19 protein-coding genes are annotated in these 20283 nt (G+C 55.1%); 9 read left to right on the plus strand and 10 right to left on the minus strand.

From position 1 onward, the window contains the following. Positions 1-36 precede the first annotated feature (36 nt). Positions 37-600 (plus strand): glucose-6-phosphate isomerase family protein, encoded by a 564-nt coding sequence (locus ACHHZ6_RS04855; protein ID WP_182273698.1) that lies wholly within the window; start codon positions 37-39, stop codon positions 598-600. Next, positions 593-1363 carry a glucose-6-phosphate isomerase family protein gene (locus ACHHZ6_RS04860; protein WP_182919387.1) on the plus strand — a complete coding sequence of 257 codons (771 nt, stop codon included), beginning with the start codon at positions 593-595 and terminating at the stop codon, positions 1361-1363. The genes ACHHZ6_RS04855 and ACHHZ6_RS04860 overlap by 8 nt, the downstream gene beginning before the upstream one ends. A gap of 27 nt (positions 1364-1390) precedes the next feature. On the opposite strand, the gene ACHHZ6_RS04865 is transcribed toward ACHHZ6_RS04860, so the two are convergent. Genes ACHHZ6_RS04865 through ACHHZ6_RS04885 form a run of 5 tightly spaced genes read right to left on the minus strand, consistent with a single transcriptional unit; the run spans position 1391 to position 5695 of the window. Further along, positions 1391-2209, minus strand: a complete 819-nt coding sequence (locus ACHHZ6_RS04865) for a PTS system mannose/fructose/sorbose family transporter subunit IID (protein ID WP_182273700.1) — start codon at positions 2207-2209, stop codon at positions 1391-1393. Further along, positions 2209-3006, minus strand: a complete 798-nt coding sequence (locus ACHHZ6_RS04870; RefSeq protein WP_182273701.1) for a PTS sugar transporter subunit IIC — start codon at positions 3004-3006, stop codon at positions 2209-2211. The genes ACHHZ6_RS04865 and ACHHZ6_RS04870 overlap by 1 nt, the downstream gene beginning before the upstream one ends. A 10-nt stretch (positions 3007-3016) precedes the next feature. Then, on the minus strand, positions 3017-3511 hold the full coding sequence (locus ACHHZ6_RS04875) for a PTS sugar transporter subunit IIB (protein ID WP_182273702.1): 495 nt from the start codon (positions 3509-3511) through the stop codon (positions 3017-3019). A 10-nt stretch (positions 3512-3521) separates the two neighbouring features. Then, positions 3522-3950: a PTS sugar transporter subunit IIA gene (locus ACHHZ6_RS04880; protein ID WP_182919388.1), complete on the minus strand. Its 429-nt coding sequence runs from the start codon at positions 3948-3950 to the stop codon at positions 3522-3524. A gap of 2 nt (positions 3951-3952) precedes the next feature. After that, entirely contained in the window at positions 3953-5695 is a 1743-nt protein-coding gene (locus ACHHZ6_RS04885) for a class I mannose-6-phosphate isomerase (RefSeq protein WP_182919389.1), read from the minus strand. 187 nt (positions 5696-5882) lie between these two features. Between ACHHZ6_RS04885 and ACHHZ6_RS04890 the strand changes: the two genes are divergently transcribed. The 7 genes from ACHHZ6_RS04890 to folA all read left to right on the plus strand — a co-directional run bounded on the left by ACHHZ6_RS04890 (position 5883) and on the right by folA (position 15917). Continuing rightward, a complete protein-coding gene (locus tag ACHHZ6_RS04890; protein WP_182273705.1) occupies positions 5883-6890 on the plus strand; it encodes a LacI family DNA-binding transcriptional regulator in 1008 nt (335 codons plus the stop codon). A gap of 133 nt (positions 6891-7023) precedes the next feature. After that, the gene (dapB, locus tag ACHHZ6_RS04895) at positions 7024-7845 is read left to right on the plus strand and encodes a 4-hydroxy-tetrahydrodipicolinate reductase (RefSeq protein WP_182273706.1); all 822 of its coding nucleotides are present in this window, start codon (positions 7024-7026) and stop codon (positions 7843-7845) included. A gap of 454 nt (positions 7846-8299) precedes the next feature. Further along, a complete protein-coding gene (gene carA, locus ACHHZ6_RS04900) occupies positions 8300-9448 on the plus strand; it encodes a glutamine-hydrolyzing carbamoyl-phosphate synthase small subunit (protein ID WP_182273707.1) in 1149 nt (382 codons plus the stop codon). Between the two features lie 18 nt (positions 9449-9466). Beyond that, the gene (gene carB, locus ACHHZ6_RS04905; protein WP_182273708.1) at positions 9467-12691 is read left to right on the plus strand and encodes a carbamoyl-phosphate synthase large subunit; all 3225 of its coding nucleotides are present in this window, start codon (positions 9467-9469) and stop codon (positions 12689-12691) included. 243 nt (positions 12692-12934) lie between these two features. Continuing rightward, positions 12935-13465: a glutathione-regulated potassium-efflux system oxidoreductase KefF gene (gene kefF, locus ACHHZ6_RS04910; RefSeq protein WP_182273709.1), complete on the plus strand. Its 531-nt coding sequence runs from the start codon at positions 12935-12937 to the stop codon at positions 13463-13465. Next, positions 13458-15323: a glutathione-regulated potassium-efflux system protein KefC gene (gene kefC, locus ACHHZ6_RS04915; protein WP_182273710.1), complete on the plus strand. Its 1866-nt coding sequence runs from the start codon at positions 13458-13460 to the stop codon at positions 15321-15323. The genes kefF and kefC overlap by 8 nt, the downstream gene beginning before the upstream one ends. A gap of 114 nt (positions 15324-15437) precedes the next feature. After that, positions 15438-15917: a type 3 dihydrofolate reductase gene (folA, locus tag ACHHZ6_RS04920; RefSeq protein WP_008502023.1), complete on the plus strand. Its 480-nt coding sequence runs from the start codon at positions 15438-15440 to the stop codon at positions 15915-15917. A 39-nt stretch (positions 15918-15956) separates the two neighbouring features. Here folA and apaH read toward each other — a convergent pair whose 3' ends face one another. From apaH to surA, 5 genes are read right to left on the minus strand one after another with little or no spacing between them, the layout of a single operon-like run. Continuing rightward, complete coding sequence (gene apaH, locus ACHHZ6_RS04925; RefSeq protein ID WP_182273711.1) at positions 15957-16805, minus strand: bis(5'-nucleosyl)-tetraphosphatase (symmetrical) ApaH; 849 nt, start codon at positions 16803-16805, stop codon at positions 15957-15959. Positions 16806-16809: 4 nt separating this feature from the next. Continuing rightward, on the minus strand, positions 16810-17187 hold the full coding sequence (apaG, locus tag ACHHZ6_RS04930; RefSeq protein ID WP_182273712.1) for a Co2+/Mg2+ efflux protein ApaG: 378 nt from the start codon (positions 17185-17187) through the stop codon (positions 16810-16812). A 3-nt stretch (positions 17188-17190) separates the two neighbouring features. Next, positions 17191-18012, minus strand: coding sequence for a 16S rRNA (adenine(1518)-N(6)/adenine(1519)-N(6))-dimethyltransferase RsmA (rsmA, locus tag ACHHZ6_RS04935; protein ID WP_182273713.1), 822 nt, complete (start codon positions 18010-18012; stop codon positions 17191-17193). Next, positions 18009-18995 carry a 4-hydroxythreonine-4-phosphate dehydrogenase PdxA gene (pdxA, locus tag ACHHZ6_RS04940; RefSeq protein ID WP_182273714.1) on the minus strand — a complete coding sequence of 329 codons (987 nt, stop codon included), beginning with the start codon at positions 18993-18995 and terminating at the stop codon, positions 18009-18011. Before pdxA ends, rsmA begins: the two co-directional genes overlap by 4 nt. Next, entirely contained in the window at positions 18995-20281 is a 1287-nt protein-coding gene (gene surA / locus ACHHZ6_RS04945) for a peptidylprolyl isomerase SurA (protein WP_395121864.1), read from the minus strand. The genes pdxA and surA overlap by 1 nt, the downstream gene beginning before the upstream one ends. Positions 20282-20283: the final 2 nt, after the last annotated feature.

Consider the following 20283-nt stretch of genomic DNA (forward strand, 5'->3'; position numbering starts at 1 on the left):
GCTTGTCATGTTGTTCTCCTCGGGCCGGAGATAAACATGAACTCTGACGTTATCCTGCCACCCCAGGTGGCGTGGGCCAGCGGTGTATTCGCTAACGGTCCACTTATCCGCAAGACGACACACATCGCCGATCTGCCTGGCGTTTTCATTGATGACGATGCCTGGCGTGGCTGCGAACCGCGGCAGCGCGTCTATGACGTTGAAATGCTCGACTCCCCGTCGGACGAAGGGTCGCTGTACGTTGGCGTGACCCATCTTTACGCGGGCAAAATCGGTGATGAGTTCTTTATGACGCGCGGTCATTTTCACCAGCGCCGCGAACAGGGCGAGGTCTATTTTGGCCTGCGTGGATGTGGCTTGCTGCTGCTTCAGACGCCATCCGGTGAGGCACGCCTTGAACGCGTGAAGGCCGGTTCCGTGCACATCATTCCCTCTTTCAGCGCGCACCGTCTGATTAACACGGGTGAAGACACCCTTTCTGCGCTGGCGGTCTGGCCCAGCGTGGCCGGACACGACTATGCGGCATTGGCCGGTGGTTTTTCGCTTCGTGTATTTGCCTCTGAACATCACCCGCAGGGATGGGAGGTCGGAAATGGTTAACGTTGGACTGGATATAGCCATCACACACTGTCCATTGGGTTTTAGCTATGGAGAGGATGTGACCGGACCGATGCCGGAGATCCGCACGCTGGATCAGATCCGCCCATCGCTGCGCAACCCGGATTGCGAAGGACCAGAGCAGGTGTACGCCATCGCGATGGACGTGGCACGCCTGGCGGACAGGCAAGAACTCGAAAAACGGATGCTGCTTTTTGGCGTGGTCACCTACGCCGCAGGCACGCTCGGCGATGAACCGGTCCGCAGTCAGGGGCATATCCATCGCATTAGCCAACACAGCGGATGGTCGCCGCCTGAGCTGTATGAAATCTGGCAGGGTAAAGCGATTATCTACATGCAGGAGTATGTTGACGACGATCCGGGCCGCTGTTTTGCGGTGCTCGCGGGGCCTGGTGAAAAAGTGCTGGTCCCTCCCGGATGGGGACATGCAACCATTTCGGCCTCTCCCGAAGAGCCGCTGACGTTTGGTGCGTGGTGTGACCGGGAATATGGTTTTGAGTATGATGCCGTTCGCGCGCGAAAAGGTCTGGCCTGGTATCCCTTAGTTCAGGGAAATCATATTGTCTGGCAGCACAATAGCCACTACAGACCGGGGCGATTACAGGTGATTACGCCGCGTAGTTATTCTGAGTTCGGTATTACTGATGCGCCTGTTTATCAGCAGTTTATTGACGATCCGGCGCGGTTCCAGTTTATTTCGCGCCCGGATAAAACGGCAGCACTGTGGGATAACTTCCATCCATAGAAGGACCGGGGCATTGCCCCGGTTCTCTTATCCTGCAAACAAACCGGACGCCACCCCCAGCGCCGCGAGTATAAGCAGCAATATCATGGCTTTTACCGGTGACACGCCGCGTTTGGCCATCAGATACCAGGTTCCCAGCACCACGGCCAGCGGAAGCAACTGCGGGAAAATACCGTCCAGCATCTGCTGTACGTGAATGTTAACCCCGTCCCGCGTGATGAACTCCAGCCCGGTACCGAGCTTCACATAGCTGGCCGCCACACCACCCATGACGAATACGCCCAGCAACGAGAGCGCTTCCCGTAGTCGGGTGGATTTGCTGCTGACCAGCATCTCTACGGAGCCTGAACCCATCTGGTAGCCTTTAAGAAACAGGAACCAGGAGCCCGGGATAATAATGGCCAGCCAGGCGACGGTATAAAACAGCGGGCCAAGGATATTTCCACCTGCCGCCAGCGCCATCCCGATGCTGAGAAGGATCGGAATAAGCATCCCGGGGATCATTGAATCACCGATCCCGGCGATCGGCCCCATCAGGCCCACCTTCAGGGTGTTAATGGTTTCGCCGTCAATTGGCTCACCGTTGGCTTTCTTCTCTTCCAGCCCCAGCGCCATACCGTTAACAATTGCGCCAATTTGTGGCTCAGTGTTGTAGAACGACGCGTGACGGCGCAGCATCTCGGTGCGTTGAGCCGCATCGGGATAGAGTTTTTTTGCCACCGGCAGCATGCTCAGGCAGAAGCCGAAGGATTCCAGGCGTTCAAAGCTCATTGAGGAGAGGTTGTGCATCATCCACGCCCGCCAGCAGCGGCGCAGATCCTTGCGGGTGAGTTTACGTTCTTCCATCAGAATTCATCCTCGTCGTCAGGGACCGGTGCTGAAGTCACGGTCTGCGGTGTTTCGGGTTTGTAGTTGTAATGGATCAATGCCAGCAGGGCACCCACGATCACCAGCGCGACCATATTGAGTTTCAGGAAAACGATGCAGACGAAGCCCACCAGGAAGTAGATGAGCATGGTGTAGCTTTTGATGATCTGCTTAAGCAGGATGGCAATACCGACAGCGGGTAAAATGCCGCCCAGCACGTTCATGGTGGAGAGGACGATGTGCGGCAGGCTGTCCATAAAACCGCTAATGTACTGCGCGCCAAAAAAGACGGCGATAAAGGTGGGCACAAAGCGCAGCACAAAATTCATCGCCTGCGGCCAGATGGCGCTGTTGAGGTAGATGCCGCGTTCATCGCCGTGTTCCAGCGCTACATCCGCCCGATGATTCCAGAACGAGTTCAGCACCATCATCGCATTAAAGAGAATGGTTCCGGCGATACCGATAGTCGCTGCCAGCGCGACGGCAACCTCGGGTCCTTTGCCGGAAAGTATCCCCAGCGCAATGGCCGGATAAGCCACAAAGTTTAAATCTGCTGGCATCGAGCCGCCGGGGGTCACCATCGCGATATACACCGCCTGCACCGCTACGCCAATCATAATCCCGGTTTTGATATCGCCCAGGATCAGGCCAACCAGCATCCCGGAAATGAGCGGTCGGGAGATGAGATACCAGCCGCCGGTCAGCCCTAAAAGCCACGGGCTACTGAGTGCCCCCAGATAACACAGCAGGCCAATTAAAGACGCTTCAATAATCATGATCTGCTCCTTATTTCAGCTTTTGTCTGGCATCCTGCCAGCTATAAAAACTGGCATCGGGAACCAGGCGGAATTCAATCGCGTGTCCCTGGACGGTCAGCCACTCGAACGCCGCTGCTTCATCTTTCGTTACCGATTGATTCGGACCGATGGTGATCGTATTCGCGCGAGCGCTCATCGGCCCTACGTTGATTTTACCGTTGCTGTTTTTCAGGCTAATACCTGCCTGTTCAATGCGCTGCAGCGTGAGCGGTGATTTGCCAATAACGAAATAGCGCTTCTCGCTGGCAATCACTTTTGGCAGTTTTTCGATCGCGGTTGCCGTATCGAACAGCCACACTTTGGTATCGGAGACCGCCCCTTTCATGACCGACGATAACAGCGGATCGGCCGCGACGGCATCGTCAATGGCAACGATGCCGTCGCAGGGCAGCTCCCTGGCCCAGCGTGTAATGAGCTGCCCGTGGATCACGCGGTCGTCAATGCGTACAAAAGAAATACTCATATGCGGCTCCTTAAAAATCGTCTGTCTGTGCTGTATCTACCCGTTTCGCCTGTACCAGCGTTGGCAGCGCGAGTTCGATAATGTGTGCGGCAGCATGATGAACATCGCATGCCATCATCACCTCGTCGGTTTGCAGTAGCATCGGGAAGTTGACCCCCGCCACCACGGCGACCGGTGGCCGCGCATGCGGACTAAACGCGGCCTCACAGGCCACGTTCCACGGTGTGCCGCTTTGCATATCGCACAATACCAGCACGCCGTCAGCGTTGACGCTTGCCGCTTCCAGCGTGGTGCTGAAATCACGGCGAAAGCCCTCTATCCCCGCCTGTTCAGTCAGACAAACGGCGTGTACGCAGGGAAGGTCGCCATAAACCATCCGGCTGCTCTCCAGCAGCGCGGCGGCAAGTGGACCGTGGGTCGCGACAATAAAATGAATCATCGTTAGCTCCTTACCCAGGCTTTGATGGTCGCCAGTGGCCGCCCGGAGGTATTGGCTGATGGTGAAATGCGGTATTCCCCCACGCTGGCCGGAATGATGAAGGTTTCGGCGTAATGGACGGTAAATGGCTCAAATGCACCGGTCGGGCTGTCGACAATTGCTTCGCCGCCCTCTACCAGATTCAGCACATTCACGCCGCCGCTGGTGTGATGCACAACGGGTTCACTAAACCAGTGGCGGCGGGTTTCGATAAATTCACGCTCGTGCAGGCCGGTGCGTTCTTCGCGCCAGCGGTTTCCTTCGGCAATGGGTTCAAACTGATTCACCAGATGTTGGTGGACCCACTGCGTGTCGCGCTGCCAGTCGATCACCTTTTCGCCATGTTCCAGATGTACCGGACGCGGCAGACCGTCCAGACCCAGACGGCCCCAGTCCCACAGTTTGAAGGTGAAGATATACGGCGTGGCGCTGATCTCCAGTACCATTGTTCCCGCGCCGGAGCAGTGCACCGTACCTGCAGGGATCAGGAAATGGTCATGTTTTTTCGCCGGGATCTGATTAACGAACCGGGCGTCATCAAACGTTTTTTCACCACGGCCCGCACGTCTGAGGTCGTCCATCATCGCCTGCGGATCGGTACCGGTTTTGGTGCCCAGATAGACCACAGCCCCCGGCCTGGCTTCCAGAATGTAATAGCTCTCATCCTGGGTGTAGTGCATCCCGAACTGCTGCTGGATGTACTCGGTAATGGGGTGGACCTGGAAGCTCAGATTCTGGCCGCCAATGGTATCGAGGAAGTCAAAACGGATCGGGAACTCCGCACCGAAACGTGCATGAACTTTCTCGCCCAGCAGAGCACGAGGCTCGAGCAAGACCAGATCCTGAGAGGGGATCTCGATCCGCACTGCACCAAAACGCAGTAACAGGCTGTTCTCCTCGGGCACGCAGTCAAAACACCATGCGTAATTGGCGGCAGAGGGATCGAGATCGAATTGCTGTTTCATCCACTGGCCGCCCCAGACGCCAGGATCGAAAAATGGCACCACGCGGAAAGGCTGAGTGGTGGTCTGCTCAAGCCCGGCTCGCAGGGCCTCACCGCTGACCATCGCGGGCTGGTTTTTCCGGGTCGTATCCAGTAAAAAATCGGCGCGCCTGAGCAGCGGTGTTTTGTGGCGATCGAAGACGCGCCATTCGACAAAAAAAGCGCGTTTGTAGCGACGCAGCATATCTTCATGCTGATTCGCTGCTCCCCAGTTCCCCATCTCACCGCTGCGCATACGCTGCTGGATCTCCCAGCGCGGAAGATCGGCATACACCAGAACATCACCCGGATGGATAAGCGCCGCACCGGGGCCGTAAATCACAATCAGCCCCCCGGAGCACTGGTTCACCTGATTCTGCAGCGCATCCAGACGAGCGGGATCAAAAAACTCACCAAGCTGGTGGCAGGAGAGTACGCCAAAGACGCGATCGTCGGTGAGGTTGCGTGCAAGCATCTCATGGATGGCAAACTCATCCTGTCGCGCCTGTTCGGCATTAATCGTTAGCGTTGGACGTAACCGCGGCAGCACGTTGTCTTCAAGTTCGGTCAGGCGAACACCCGGATAGCAATCAATCACCAGGACGGTGCGGCTGTGCTGTTGGGTTTTTGCATCAAGGATGCGGGTAATCGCCTCCCATCCTTGCCAGGCGCTGTCGTCATAACCCTGAATCATCACCGTGGGGAATTTGTCGTAGGTTGTCATCTTATCCTCCGTAATCACTATTTAAGGTTATTCGATTAACCGCATTTGAGAAGAGTGGTTAACGCGATTAACCCGCCATATACACGAATGAAATCCGGATCGGCGGCGGTAATGTGAAGAGACTCACACGGAAAAATGCAAAAAATAGGTTATTCGATTAATCTGTAGTGATGTTTAAGGAGACAACATGACGGGAATTACACTGGTTGATGTCGCGAAACGCGCCGGCGTGTCAACGGCGACGGTCTCTATGGTGCTCTGCAACAAAGGTCGCATTTCGCAAAGTACCCGCGAACGCGTGCTTAAGGCGCTGGACGAGTCCGGTTATGTCTATAACCAGACGGCGGCCAATTTGCGTAACCGCAGCAGTAATCAGGTCGGGCTGCTATTGCACGATATCACCAACCCTTTTTACGGAGAGATGACGGCAGGGCTAAGTCATGAAATGGAGCGCCATGAACTGCTGCTTTTTCTGGCGAATAGCGAGGAATCCGCAGAGCGACAGCAAAAATTTGTTGATTCGCTGATGCGCAATAACGTCGGCGGTATGGTGCTGTGTGCCGCCCGCGAAACGCCACAGGCCTTTTTTGATGGACTGAAGCGGCGCAACATTCCGGCTATCATGGTTGTGCGCCCGCTGAACGATCCGGATTTTGATTTTGTCGGCACGGACAACTTCTTAGGCACGCAGATGGCGACAGAACATCTGCTCAGAATAGGCCATCGGCATATTGCGTTTATTGGGGGGAGCCAGAACTCGGGCTCACGGGCGCAGCGTATCGGTGGCTTTACCAGCAAGCTGCTGGAATACGGCGTGACACCGAATCCTGCCTGGATCAGGACGTCGCAGGCCAGCCAAAGCGACGGCGCGCGCGTGGCGGAGGCGTTACTGCTTGAGCATCCAAACATCAGCGCTGCGATTTGCTATCAGGATATTGTGGCGCTGGGGGTGATGCAAAGTTTACGCAAGCTGGGCCGTGAACCGGGGCGTGATTTTGCGCTGGTCGGTTTTGATGACATTACCGAAGCGGCTCTGGTGCAGCCTGCATTGACCACCGTATCAGTGGCGGCAAAAGAGATTGGCCGTAAGGCGGGGGAATTACTGTACAGCCGCATACAGGGTAATGACGAACCCGCCAAACGGATCATCCTGCCGCCAGCGCTGGTGGTGCGGGAATCATGTGGTTTCCGCTGACGATCATGTCTTTTACTGATATTTGAGTCGGTTTCACGTTAAATTCTAATTATCGGTGTTTTCAGTTGGCGGCCTCTGCGAAGGCTGGGTAATCTGAAAACGGTTTACATCATTTTAACGTAAGAGAATAACTATGCATGATGCACAGATCCGTGTCGCTATTGCGGGCGCGGGTGGACGTATGGGCCGTCAGCTGATTCAGGCGGCACTACAGATGGATGGCGTGGCACTTGGTGCGGCGCTGGAGCGTGAAGGCTCATCGCTTCTTGGTACTGACGCAGGTGAGCTGGCGGGGGCGGGTAAGACAGGCGTCACCGTACAGTCCAGCCTGGATGCGGTAAAAGATGACTTTGATGTGTTCATCGATTTTACGCGCCCGGAAGGGACGTTGAACCATCTGGCGTTTTGCCGTCAGCACGGTAAAGGGATGGTGATTGGCACTACCGGTTTTGATGATGCCGGTAAACAAGCCATTCAGGATGCGTCAGGTGAGATTGCAATTGTCTTCGCCGCAAACTTTAGCGTCGGCGTTAACGTCATGCTGAAGCTGCTGGAGAAGGCGGCGAAGGTGATGGGCAGCTATACCGACATTGAGATTGTTGAAGCGCACCACCGCTACAAAGTTGACGCACCATCAGGAACGGCGCTGGCGATGGGTGAAGCGATTGCTCATGCACTGGATAAAGATTTGAAAGACTGCGCGGTCTATTCGCGCGAAGGCTATACCGGCGAACGTGTTCCAGGGACCATTGGCTTTGCCACCGTCCGTGCAGGTGACATCGTCGGCGAACATACGGCGATGTTCGCCGATATTGGCGAACGTGTGGAAATCACGCATAAAGCATCAAGCCGTATGACATTTGCGAATGGTGCCGTACGATCCGCATTGTGGCTAAAAGGCAAAGAAAATGGTCTTTTTGATATGCGAGATGTACTCGATCTCAACAATTTGTAAGATTTATTACCCATCGTGATGTGGTTATTGCAGTCGTAATTGATTGATTGCATAGGGCAATATTTTATTGCCCTTTTATTTTATCTTCTTTAATGTCATTTGATTCATTAATTGTCAAAAATAACAGTTTTCGTCAGGTTTTATGTTGCTGGACTGTAAATTTTGACCATCTGGTCTACTTTTTGTTGTTGCGACGTCTTAATTTCTATTAAACTTACTGCGCAAGCGTTTTCTGATGTGATTTACCTGATCTTTTTGTCGCTTAAGTCGCTTTCAGGCCGCCAGTCCCGCAAAAGAATAAACAAAATATCCGTTTTAAGTTGACTTTTACCCTCTGAATATCCAGAATGCCGCCGTTTGCCAAAAATCCGCTGGCAACAAATTTGCATTGCTTCGTAACGTAGTTGTGAATTAATATGCAAATAAAGTGAGTGAATATTCTCTGGAGGGTGTTTTGATTAAGTCAGCGCTATTGGTTCTGGAAGACGGAACCCAGTTTATCGGTCGGGCCATAGGGGCAACAGGTTCGGCGGTTGGGGAAGTCGTTTTCAATACTTCAATGACCGGTTATCAAGAAATCCTCACTGATCCTTCCTATTCTCGCCAAATCGTTACTCTTACTTATCCTCATATCGGCAATGTCGGCACCAATGCGGCTGACGAAGAATCCTCTCAGGTACATGCGCAAGGTCTGGTCATTCGCGACCTGCCGCTGATCGCCAGCAACTTCCGCAATACTGAAGACCTTTCTTCTTACCTGAAGCGCCATAACATCGTGGCGATTGCCGATATTGATACCCGCAAGCTGACGCGTCTGCTGCGCGAGAAGGGTGCACAAAACGGCTGCATCATCGCAGGGGATAACCTGGATGCAGCGCTGGCGCTGGAAAAAGCGAAAGCCTTCCCGGGCCTGAACGGCATGGACCTGGCGAAAGAAGTGACTACCGCAGAAGCCTACAGCTGGACACAGGGGAGCTGGACGCTGGAAGGTGACCTGCCGGAAGCGAAACCAGAGAGCGAGCTGCCGTTCCACGTTGTGGCTTACGATTTCGGTGCCAAGCGCAATATCCTGCGTATGCTGGTTGATCGCGGTTGCCGCCTGACGGTGGTTCCGGCGAAAACCTCTGCTGAGGACGTGCTGAAGATGAACCCGGACGGCATCTTCCTTTCCAACGGTCCTGGCGACCCGGCACCGTGTGATTACGCTATCGACGCCATCAAATCCTTCCTGGAAACAGATATCCCGGTATTCGGTATCTGCCTCGGCCATCAGCTGCTGGCGCTGGCGAGCGGTGCGAACACCGTGAAGATGAAGTTTGGTCACCACGGCGGTAACCACCCGGTGAAAGACATCGACAACAACACGGTGATGATTACCGCACAGAACCACGGTTTTGCAGTGGATGAGGCATCCATGCCGTCTAATCTGCGCGTGACGCACAAATCACTGTTTGATGGCACCCTGCAGGGCATCCATCGCACCGATAAGCCAGCGTTCAGCTTCCAGGGGCACCCTGAAGCCAGCCCGGGCCCACACGATGCCGCACCGCTGTTCGATCACTTCATCGAACTTATCGGGCAATACCGTAAGACTGCTAAATAATCAGGAGCTGAGAAGACAATGCCAAAACGTACAGACATAAAAAGCATCCTGATCCTTGGCGCTGGCCCGATTGTTATCGGCCAGGCCTGTGAATTCGACTACTCCGGTGCGCAGGCGTGTAAAGCCCTGCGTGAAGAGGGTTACCGCGTCATCCTCGTGAACTCTAACCCGGCCACCATCATGACCGACCCGGAAATGGCTGATGCGACCTACATCGAGCCAATTCATTGGGAAGTGGTACGCAAAATTATCGAAAAAGAGCGTCCGGACGCGGTTCTGCCGACAATGGGCGGCCAGACGGCGCTGAACTGTGCGCTGGAGCTGGAGCGTCAGGGCGTGCTGGCAGAGTTTGGCGTGACCATGATTGGTGCGACTGCCGACGCGATTGATAAAGCAGAAGACCGCCGCCGCTTCGACGTGGCGATGAAAAAAATCGGCCTCGATACAGCGCGTTCTGGTATCGCACACAACATGGAAGAAGCGCTGGCCGTGGCGGCTGACGTGGGCTATCCGTGCATTATTCGTCCATCCTTTACGATGGGCGGTACCGGTGGCGGCATCGCCTACAACCGCGAAGAGTTCGAAGAGATTTGCGAACGCGGTCTGGATCTCTCCCCAACCAAAGAGCTGCTGATTGATGAATCGCTGATTGGCTGGAAAGAGTACGAGATGGAAGTGGTGCGTGATAAAAACGACAACTGCATCATCGTTTGCTCTATCGAGAACTTCGATGCGATGGGTATTCACACCGGTGACTCCATCACCGTTGCGCCTGCTCAGACGCTGACCGACAAAGAATACCAAATCATGCGTAACGCCTCGATGGCGGTACTGCGTGAAATCGGCGTGGAAACCGGCGGTTCAAACGTTCAGTTCTCGGTGAACCCGAAAACAGGCCGTCTGATTGTTATCGAAATGAACCCGCGAGTGTCCCGTTCTTCCGCGCTGGCCTCGAAAGCCACCGGTTTCCCGATTGCCAAAGTGGCGGCGAAACTGGCGGTGGGTTACACCCTCGATGAACTGATGAACGACATCACCGGTGGCCGCACTCCTGCGTCCTTCGAACCGTCCATCGACTACGTTGTGACGAAAATTCCACGCTTCAACTTCGAAAAATTTGCCGGTGCGAACGACCGTCTGACGACCCAGATGAAATCTGTGGGCGAAGTGATGGCGATTGGCCGCACCCAGCAGGAATCCCTGCAGAAAGCCCTTCGCGGCCTGGAAGTGGGCGCGACTGGCTTTGACCCGAAAGTGAGCCTGGACGACCCGGAAGCGCTGACTAAAATCCGCCGCGAGCTGAAAGACGCCGGTGCAGAGCGTATCTGGTACATCGCTGATGCCTTCCGTGCTGGCCTGTCCGTCGATGGCGTGTTCAACCTGACCAACATCGACCGCTGGTTCCTGGTACAGATTGAAGAGCTGGTGCGTCTGGAAGAACAGGTCGCAGAGCAGGGTATTAATGGCCTGGACGCAGACTTCCTGCGCGTGCTGAAGCGTAAAGGCTTCGCCGATGCGCGTCTGGCAAAACTGGCGGGCGTGCGCGAAGCGGAAATCCGCAAGCTGCGTGACCAGTATAATCTGCACCCGGTCTACAAACGTGTGGATACCTGTGCGGCAGAATTCGCGACCGACACCGCGTACATGTACTCCACCTATGAAGACGAGTGCGAAGCGAACCCATCCGTCGACCGCGACAAAATTATGGTACTGGGCGGTGGGCCAAACCGTATCGGCCAGGGTATTGAGTTCGACTACTGCTGCGTACACGCCTCTCTGGCGCTGCGCGAAGACGGTTACGAAACCATCATGGTCAACTGTAACCCGGAAACCGTATCTACCGACTACGACACCTCCGACCGCCTCTACTTCGAGCCGGTAACGCTGGAAGATGTGCTGGAAATCGTGCGTATTGAGAAGCCGAAAGGCGTGATCGTGCAGTACGGTGGTCAGACGCCGCTGAAGCTGGCGCGCGCGCTGGAAGCCGCTGGTGTGCCGGTTATCGGTACCAGCCCGGATGCCATTGACCGTGCAGAAGACCGTGAGCGTTTCCAGCAGGCGGTTGACCGTCTGAAGCTGAAACAGCCGGCAAACGCCACCGTGACCGCGATTGAGATGGCTGTAGAGAAAGCCAAAGAGATTGGTTACCCGCTGGTGGTGCGTCCTTCCTACGTCCTGGGCGGCCGTGCGATGGAAATCGTATACGACGAAGCCGACCTGCGTCGTTACTTCCAGACTGCGGTCAGCGTCTCCAACGATGCGCCAGTCCTGCTCGACCGCTTCCTGGACGATGCGGTAGAAGTTGACGTCGACGCCATCTGCGACGGCGAAATGGTGCTGATTGGCGGCATCATGGAGCACATCGAGCAGGCGGGCGTACACTCCGGTGACTCTGCCTGTTCTCTGCCTGCGTACACCCTGAGCCAGGAAATTCAGGATGTGATGCGCCAGCAGGTACAGAAACTGGCCTTCGAGCTGCAGGTTCGTGGTCTGATGAACGTCCAGTTCGCGGTAAAAGACAACGAAGTCTACCTGATTGAAGTGAACCCGCGTGCGGCGCGTACCGTACCGTTCGTCTCCAAAGCCACCGGTGTTCCGCTGGCGAAAGTGGCGGCGCGCGTGATGGCAGGCCAGACGCTGGCTCAGCAGGGCGTGACCAAAGAAATTATCCCGCCGTACTACTCAGTGAAAGAAGTGGTGCTGCCGTTCAACAAATTCCCGGGCGTTGACCCGCTGTTAGGGCCAGAAATGCGTTCTACCGGGGAAGTGATGGGCGTGGGTCGCACCTTCGCAGAAGCCTTCGCGAAGGCGCAGCTGGGCAGTAACTCCACCATGAAGAAAACGGGCCGTGCGCTGCTTTCCGTTCGCGAAGGCGATAAAGAGCGCGTGGTTGACCTGGCCGCCAAGCTGCTGAAACAGGGCTTCGAGCTGGATGCAACCCACGGTACGGCAATTGTGCTGGGTGAAGCGGGCATTAACCCGCGTCTGGTGAACAAGGTGCATGAAGGTCGTCCGCACATTCAGGATCGTATCAAGAATGGCGAATACACCTACATCATCAACACCACCGCAGGCCGCCAGGCGATTGAAGACTCCAAGCTGATTCGCCGCAGCGCGCTGCAGTACAAAGTGCATTACGACACCACCCTGAACGGCGGTTTCGCAACAGCGATGGCGCTGAATGCGGATGCCACCGAGAAGGTAATTTCGGTGCAGGAAATGCACGCGCAAATTAGCAAGTAAATAAAAAATGCCCGGCGACACACGGTTGCCGGGCATGATCTCCCCTTCAGAACCTTCTGCTTTTCCATTTCTGCTCAGCCAGTTAGCTTTTGATCGATAACGACATTTTTCTGATAATAGGGCGAACTGAATCACTTGTTCAGATTTCTGGCGTTAACCCGTCAATAATCTTCACTATTAGCCTTGTGGATTACTGACTACACTCTTTTGAGAAAAGAAAGCAGTAAAACAACAGGCTAATGAATGATTCTGATAATTTATGCGCATCCTTATCCGCAGCACTCGCACGCGAATAAGCGAATGCTTGAGCAAGTACGGACGCTTGAAAACGTAGAGATACGTTCCCTCTATCAACTGTATCCCGATTTTAATATCGATATCGCCGCTGAACAGGAAGCGCTCGCTCGTGCCGATCTGATTATCTGGCAACACCCAATGCAGTGGTACAGCACCCCTCCGCTTCTTAAGCTGTGGATCGACAAAGTCTTCTCGCATGGCTGGGCGTATGGCCACAACGGCAATGCGCTGAAGGGCAAAAGCCTGATGTGGGCCGTCACCACTGGCGGCGGTGAAAGCCACTTCGATATCGGTGCTTTCCCGGGTTTTGAGGTGCTGGCACAGCCACTCCAGGCGACCGCGCTGTACTGCGGCCTTACCTGGCTGCCTCCTTTCGCGATGCACTGCACTTTTGTCTGTGACGATGAAACGTTACAGGCGCAGGCTCGCCACTACAAACAACGCTTACTGGAGTGGCAGGAGGTGCACAATGGATAGCCATACGCTGATACAGGCGCTGATTTACCTCGGTGCGGCGGCCCTGATTGTGCCCGTAGCGGTTCGTCTGGGGCTGGGGTCTGTGCTGGGTTATCTGATTGCCGGGTGCATCATTGGGCCGTGGGGTTTCCGCCTGGTCACGGATGCTGAGGCGATTCTGCATTTTGCGGAAATTGGCGTTGTGCTGATGTTGTTTGTCATTGGTCTGGAGCTGGATCCGCAGCGTTTATGGAAACTGCGTGCCTCGGTGTTTGGCGGTGGTGCATTGCAGATGCTGGCCTGTGGCCTGCTGCTGGGTGGGTTCTGTATCCTGCTGGGGATGGAGTGGAAAGTCGCGGAGCTTATCGGCATGACGCTGGCACTCTCCTCCACGGCGATTGCCATGCAGGCGATGAACGAGCGTAACCTGACGGTTTCTCAGATGGGGCGCAGTGCGTTTTCCGTGCTGTTATTCCAGGATATTGCCGCCATTCCGCTGGTGGCGATGATCCCGCTGCTGGCCGCCAGTGGAGCATCCACAACGCTCGGTGCATTTGCGCTGTCGGCGCTGAAGGTTATCGGGGCGCTGGCGCTGGTTATTCTGTTAGGTCGGTACGTTACCCGTCCATTATTGCGCTTTGTTGCCCGTTCGGGTCTGCGCGAAGTGTTCAGTGCCGTCGCCCTGTTCCTGGTGTTTGGCTTTGGTCTGCTGCTGGAAGAAGCCGGGCTGTCGATGGCAATGGGTGCGTTCCTGGCAGGGGTTCTGCTGGCAAGTTCTGAATACCGTCACGCACTGGAAAGCGATATTGAGCCGTTCAAAGGACTGCTGCTGGGGCTGTTCTTCATCGGCGTAGGGATGTCTATCGACTTTGGCACGCTGATGACGCATCCGCTGCGGATCATCATCCTGCTGGTCGGTTTCCTGGTAATCAAAATGGCGATGCTGTGGTTGATTGCCCGTCCGCTGAAGGTACCCAATAAACAGCGCCGCTGGTTCGCCGTGTTGCTTGGGCAGGGGAGTGAATTTGCGTTCGTGGTCTTTGGTGCAGCGCAGATGGCTAATGTACTTGATCCTGAGTGGGCGAAAGCGTTAACGCTTGCCGTGGCGCTGTCGATGGCGGCAACCCCGATCCTGCTGGTATTGCTGACGCGTCTGGAAGCATCGGGTAGCGAGCAGGAGCGCGAAGCTGATGAGATTGACGAAGAGCAGCCTCGGGTGATCATCGCTGGTTTTGGCCGCTTCGGGCAGATCACCGGTCGTTTATTGCTGTCGAGTGGGGTGAAAATGGTGATCCTCGACCACGATCCTGACCATGTGGATACCCTGCGTAAATTCGACATGAAGGTCTTTTACGGTGACGCGACCCGCGTCGATCTGCTGGAGTCGGCTGGGGCAGCGAAGGCCGAGGTGCTGATTAACGCCATCGACGATCCGCAGACCAGCATACAGCTGGTGGAACTGGTGAAAGAGCATTTCCCGAATCTGACCATTATCTCGCGTGCGCGCGATGTGGATCATTACATCCAGCTGCGGCAGGCCGGGGTGGACGCGCCAGAGCGTGAAACGTTCGAAGGTGCGCTCAAATCTGGCCGAATGGCGCTGGAAAGTCTGGGGTTGGGGGCGTATGAAGCGCGTGAACGTGCTGACCTGTTCCGCCGTTTTAATACCGATATGGTAGAGGAGATGGCGGCGATGGCTGGCAGCACCGCATCAGAACGTGCCGCCGTGTTTAAACGCACCAGCGCGATGCTGACAGAAATCATTAATGAGGATCGTAATCACCTGTCGCTGATCCAGCGTCATGGCTGGCAGGGCACGGAAGAGGGCAAGCATACCGGTAACCCGGAGGACGAACCGGAGAGTAAACCTTCCGTGTGAAGTGGAGTTGCCAGCAATATTAAAAAATTTCTGTTTCTTTACCCTGCCGCCAGTCGACGAAAGATTAAGCTTTCCGTATAGTGGCGGCAATTTTTTGCATCCGGGAAATTTTCAATGATCAGTCTGATTGCCGCGCTGGCGGTAGACCGCGTTATCGGCATGGAAAATGCCATGCCGTGGAACCTGCCTGCCGATCTCGCATGGTTTAAACGTACAACGTTAAACAAGCCGGTAGTGATGGGCCGCCTGACCTGGGAGTCGATTGGTCGCCCACTGCCAGGACGTAAGAACATCGTGATCAGTAGCCAGCCAGGCACTGACGATCGCGTCGAATGGGTAAAATCCGTCGACGAGGCCATTGCTGCATGTGGTAATGCCGAAGAGATCATGGTGATCGGTGGCGGTCGTGTGTACGAACAATTTCTGCCAAAAGCGCAGAAGCTGTATCTGACTCACATTGATGCGGAAGTGGAAGGGGATACTCATTTCCCGGATTACGATCCAGATGAGTGGGAATCTGTGTTCAGCGAATTCCACGACGCGGATGCGCAGAACTCACACAGCTACTGCTTCGAGATTCTGGAACGTCGCTAAGTCTCTCTAACCCTCTCCCCATAGGGGAGAGGGGATCCTTCAGGAGGCGACCGCCTCACTTTCTCCTAAGTCCAGCTGCCGGTTGGACGGCTGAACAAAGTAAGCTTTATCTTCCCAGCGTAAGCAGGTCAAATCCCCGCCCCAGCAGCATCCGGTATCAAGACCGTAGATCCCCTCCGGGGTGCCTTTACCTTCAAGCGCCGCCCAGTGACCAAACACCACGCTGTACTCGTTTGTGACGGGCCCTGGGATAGCAAACCACGGTTTGAGCGGCGCAGGTGCGCTGTCTGGCGTGTCTTTGCAGTACATATCCAGCTGCCCGTTCGGGAAGCAAAAACGCATGCGCGTGAAGGCGTTAGTGATAAAACGCAGACGTGCCAGACCGCTGAGATCTTCGCTCCAGTGGTTCGGCATATCACCGTACATGGCATCGAGGAAGAAAGGATAAGAGTCGCTTGCCAGGACCGCCTCAACGTCACGCGCGCAGATTTTTGCCGTTTCGAGATCCCACTGAGGGGTGATCCCGGCATGTGCCATGATCAGTTTTTTCTCTTCATCGATCTGCAGTAGCGGCTGGCGGCGTAGCCAGTTGAGCAGGTCATCGGCATCTGGCGCATCCAGCAGCGTAGAGAGCCTGTCTTTAGGCTTGTTACGGCTGATCCCGGCGAAAACCGCCAGCAGATGCAGATCGTGATTGCCCAGCACCATACGTACGCTGTCGCCCAGTGATTTTACGAAGCGCAAAACATCAAGGGAGCCTGGGCCGCGCGCAACTAAATCGCCCGTCAGCCAGAGCATATCTTGTCCTGGCGTGAAGTCGACCTGTTTTAATAATGCGATCAGTTCATCGTAGCAACCGTGAACGTCGCCAATCAGATATGTAGACATTGGATTAGTGAATGAGTGTTGTAACGGCGAGACGGAATACAGGAATAGCAATGCGGAACGGATTGCCATCGATGTCGACCATCTCATAATGGCCCTGCATAGTACCCAGCGGCGTTTCAATCACCGCGCCGCTGGTGTACTGATACTCTTCGCCAGGGGCGATATGGGGTTGTTCACCGACCACACCCTCGCCCTGAACTTCAATTTCGCGGCCATTGCCGTTGGTGATAAGCCAGTAACGCCCAAGCAGTTGCACAGGCATCCGCCCCAGATTGCGAATGGTCACGGTGTAAGCAAAGACAAAACGTTCATCATCCGGTGAAGACTGGGACTCAACATAGACGCTTTGTACATGGACACATACGCGGGGCGAATCAATCATGGCTTAACTCTCCTTCGGAGGCGCATTTTCACTGATGTAATTAGCCAGCTTGCAGTACTGTTCTACGGAAATATTTTCTGCACGCATTGCCGGGTCGATACCCAACTCAGTTAACACTTCAACGGTAAACAGATTGCCCAGGCTGTTACGGATCGTTTTACGGCGCTGGTTAAAGGCTTCTGTGGTAATGCGGCTCAGTACGCGCAGGTCTTTGACCGGGTACGGCATCGTTTTATGCGGTACAAGACGCACAACCGCAGAGTCCACTTTCGGTGGTGGTGTGAAGGCTGATGGCGGTACTTCGAGCACCGGGATCACATTGCAGAAATATTGTGCCATCACGCTTAAACGACCATACGCTTTACTGTTCGGCCCTGCAACCAGACGGTTAACAACCTCTTTTTGCAACATGAAGTGCATGTCGGCAATGGCATCAGTATAGCTAAACAGGTGGAACATCAGCGGAGTGGAGATGTTGTAGGGCAGGTTACCAAACACGCGCAACGGCTGGCCCATTTTTGCTGACAGTTCGCCGAAGTTCATGGTCATGGCATCCTGCTGATAAATAGTCAGCTTCGGCCCCAGGAACGGGTGCGTTTGCAGGCGAGCAGCGAGATCCCGGTCGAGTTCGATAACGGTCAGTTCGTCCAGACGTTCACCAACGGGTTCGGTCAGTGCGGCAAGACCTGGGCCGATTTCGACCATTGCCTGGCCTTTCTGCGGATTAATGGCAGACACGATACTGTCGATCACGAACTGATCGTTGAGGAAGTTTTGCCCGAAGCGTTTACGGGCTAAGTGGCCCTGATGGACTCGATTAGTCATTGAGTATTAACAATCATTTTGATGGCGAGATTAAGCGCCGTAATAAAACTGCCGACATCCGCTTTTCCCAGGCCTGCCAGATCCAGCGCAGTACCGTGGTCAACGGACGTTCGAATAAAAGGTAAACCGAGGGTGATATTCACGCCACGGCCAAAGCCCTGGTATTTTAGCACGGGCAGGCCCTGATCGTGGTACATCGCGAGCACAGCATCGGCATTATCCAGGTATTTAGGCTGGAAAAGGGTGTCTGCAGGCAGTGGCCCACTTAAGTTCATCCCTTTCGCCCGCATTTCGTCGAGCACCGGAATAATGGTATCGATCTCTTCCGTCCCCATGTGCCCGCCTTCACCGGCATGCGGATTCAGGCCGCAGACCAGCACGTGCGGCTGCTTAATGCCGAATTTGGTCTGCAGATCATGATGCAAGATCCCGATGATCTCACGCAGGAGTTCAGGGGTGATGGCATCAGGAATGGCTTTGATGGGCAGATGGGTCGTTACCAGCGCAACGCGCATCGCTTCCGTTGCCAGCATCATCACCACTTTCGGGCTGTGCGAGCGCTCTTCAAAGAACTCGGTGTGTCCGGTAAACGGTATGCCAGCTTCGTTGATGACGCCTTTGTGCACGGGGCCAGTCACCAGCGCGGCAAATTCGCCCTTCAGGCAACCGTCACAGGCGCGTGCCAGCGTGTCGACAACGTAGTGACCGTTTTCCGTGCTGAGCTGACCGGGTACGACGGGAGTTCGAAGCGGGACTGAAAGCAGCGTGAGCGTGCCTGCCTGTTGCGGAGTGGGCTGTTGACCTTCAACGTACGGGATGAGCGTCAAAGGCAGACCGAGCAGTTTTGCCCGGTCTTGTAACAGTGTTGCATCTGCACAGACGACCAGTTCTACCGGCCAGCTGCGCTGGGCGAGCTGGACAACGAGGTCAGGCCCAATCCCGGCGGGTTCGCCGGGAGTGATAACAACACGATGCTGTTTCATTAGTTGCTCAGTATTTTCACGTAAGCGCTGGCGCGTTGTTCCTGCATCCAGGTTGCCACTTCTTCAGAGAACTTACGGTTAAACAGCATACGGTAGGCTCTGTCTTTCTGGGCCGCGTCCGTTTTATCGACGTTGCGGGTGTCCATCAGCTCGATCAGATGCCAGCCAAAGGAGGAATGTACCGGCGCGCTCATCTGGCCTTTATTCAGCTTCATCAACGCATCGCGGAACGCAGGATCGTAGATATCTGCTGCTGCCCAGCCCAGATCGCCGCCCTGGTTAGCAGAGCCGGGATCCTGAGAGAACTCTTTTGCTGCATTCGCAAAGGAGGTTTTACCACTCTTGATGTCGGCTGCAATCTGTTCCAGCTTCGCACGTGCCTGGTCGTCCGTCATAATTGGTGACGGCTTCATAAGGATGTGGCGAGCATGCACTTCCGTGACGGAAATGCTCTGGCTCTGACCGCGCAGATCGTTCACTTTCAGGATGTGGAAGCCCACACCAGAGCGAATTGGACCGACAATGTCGCCTTTCTTCGCCGTGCTCAGCGCCTGAGCAAAGATGGATGGCAGCTCCTGAATACGTCCCCAGCCCATCTGGCCGCCTTTCAGCGCCTGCTGGTCTGCAGAGTAGGTGATGGCCAGTTTGCCGAAGTCACCACCCTTACGTGCCTGATCAACGATAGAACGCGCCTGGCTTTCTGCTTCAGCGGCCTGATCGGACGTTGGGTTCTCTGGCAGTGGGATCAGGATGTGGCTCAGGTTCAGTTCTGTGCTGGCATCATTCTGGTTACCCACCTGTTTTGCCAGAGCATCCACTTCCTGAGGCAGAATAGTGACGCGGCGGCGTACTTCATTGTTACGCACTTCCGAAATCAGCATCTCTTTGCGGATCTGATTACGGTAGGTGGCATAGCTGATGCCATCATGGGCCAGACGACTGCGCATCTGATCCATGCTCATGTTGTTCTGCTTCGCGATGTTAGCGATCGCCTGATCGAGCTGCGCGTCACTGACTTTCACCCCCATTTTCTGACCCATTTGCAGGATAATCTGATCCATGATCAGACGTTCCAGGATCTGGTGGCGCAGCGTTGCGTCATCCGGAAGTTGCTGCCCTGCTTCGCCCGAGTTGAGCTTTACAGATTTCATCAAGCCGTCAACGTCACTTTCAAGTACGACGCCGTTGTTAACCACTGCGGCGACTTTATCAACAACCTGGGGGGCCGCGAAGCTGGTATTCGCAACTAAAGCGACACCAAGCAGCAGCGTTTTCCAGTTCTTCATAC

The sequence above is a fragment of the Enterobacter cloacae complex sp. 2024EL-00214 genome (assembly GCF_043945575.1).
Classification (GTDB): Bacteria; Pseudomonadota; Gammaproteobacteria; order Enterobacterales; family Enterobacteriaceae; genus Enterobacter; species Enterobacter cloacae_P.

Coding starts and splice junctions, on each gene's coding strand:
- rsmA (WP_182273713.1), bottom strand. CDS start 18,012: ATGACTAATCGAGTCCATCAGGGCCACTTAGCCCGTAAACGCTTCGGG.
- ACHHZ6_RS04885 (WP_182919389.1), bottom strand. CDS start 5,695: ATGACAACCTACGACAAATTCCCCACGGTGATGATTCAGGGTTATGAC.
- apaH (WP_182273711.1), bottom strand. CDS start 16,805: ATGTCTACATATCTGATTGGCGACGTTCACGGTTGCTACGATGAACTG.
- ACHHZ6_RS04860 (WP_182919387.1), top strand. CDS start 593: ATGGTTAACGTTGGACTGGATATAGCCATCACACACTGTCCATTGGGT.
- ACHHZ6_RS04870 (WP_182273701.1), bottom strand. CDS start 3,006: ATGATTATTGAAGCGTCTTTAATTGGCCTGCTGTGTTATCTGGGGGCA.
- ACHHZ6_RS04865 (WP_182273700.1), bottom strand. CDS start 2,209: ATGGAAGAACGTAAACTCACCCGCAAGGATCTGCGCCGCTGCTGGCGG.
- kefF (WP_182273709.1), top strand. CDS start 12,935: ATGATTCTGATAATTTATGCGCATCCTTATCCGCAGCACTCGCACGCG.
- kefC (WP_182273710.1), top strand. CDS start 13,458: ATGGATAGCCATACGCTGATACAGGCGCTGATTTACCTCGGTGCGGCG.
- ACHHZ6_RS04880 (WP_182919388.1), bottom strand. CDS start 3,950: ATGATTCATTTTATTGTCGCGACCCACGGTCCACTTGCCGCCGCGCTG.
- surA (WP_395121864.1), bottom strand. CDS start 20,281: ATGAAGAACTGGAAAACGCTGCTGCTTGGTGTCGCTTTAGTTGCGAAT.
- apaG (WP_182273712.1), bottom strand. CDS start 17,187: ATGATTGATTCGCCCCGCGTATGTGTCCATGTACAAAGCGTCTATGTT.
- carB (WP_182273708.1), top strand. CDS start 9,467: ATGCCAAAACGTACAGACATAAAAAGCATCCTGATCCTTGGCGCTGGC.
- pdxA (WP_182273714.1), bottom strand. CDS start 18,995: ATGAAACAGCATCGTGTTGTTATCACTCCCGGCGAACCCGCCGGGATT.
- ACHHZ6_RS04875 (WP_182273702.1), bottom strand. CDS start 3,511: ATGAGTATTTCTTTTGTACGCATTGACGACCGCGTGATCCACGGGCAG.
- dapB (WP_182273706.1), top strand. CDS start 7,024: ATGCATGATGCACAGATCCGTGTCGCTATTGCGGGCGCGGGTGGACGT.
- ACHHZ6_RS04855 (WP_182273698.1), top strand. CDS start 37: ATGAACTCTGACGTTATCCTGCCACCCCAGGTGGCGTGGGCCAGCGGT.
- ACHHZ6_RS04890 (WP_182273705.1), top strand. CDS start 5,883: ATGACGGGAATTACACTGGTTGATGTCGCGAAACGCGCCGGCGTGTCA.
- folA (WP_008502023.1), top strand. CDS start 15,438: ATGATCAGTCTGATTGCCGCGCTGGCGGTAGACCGCGTTATCGGCATG.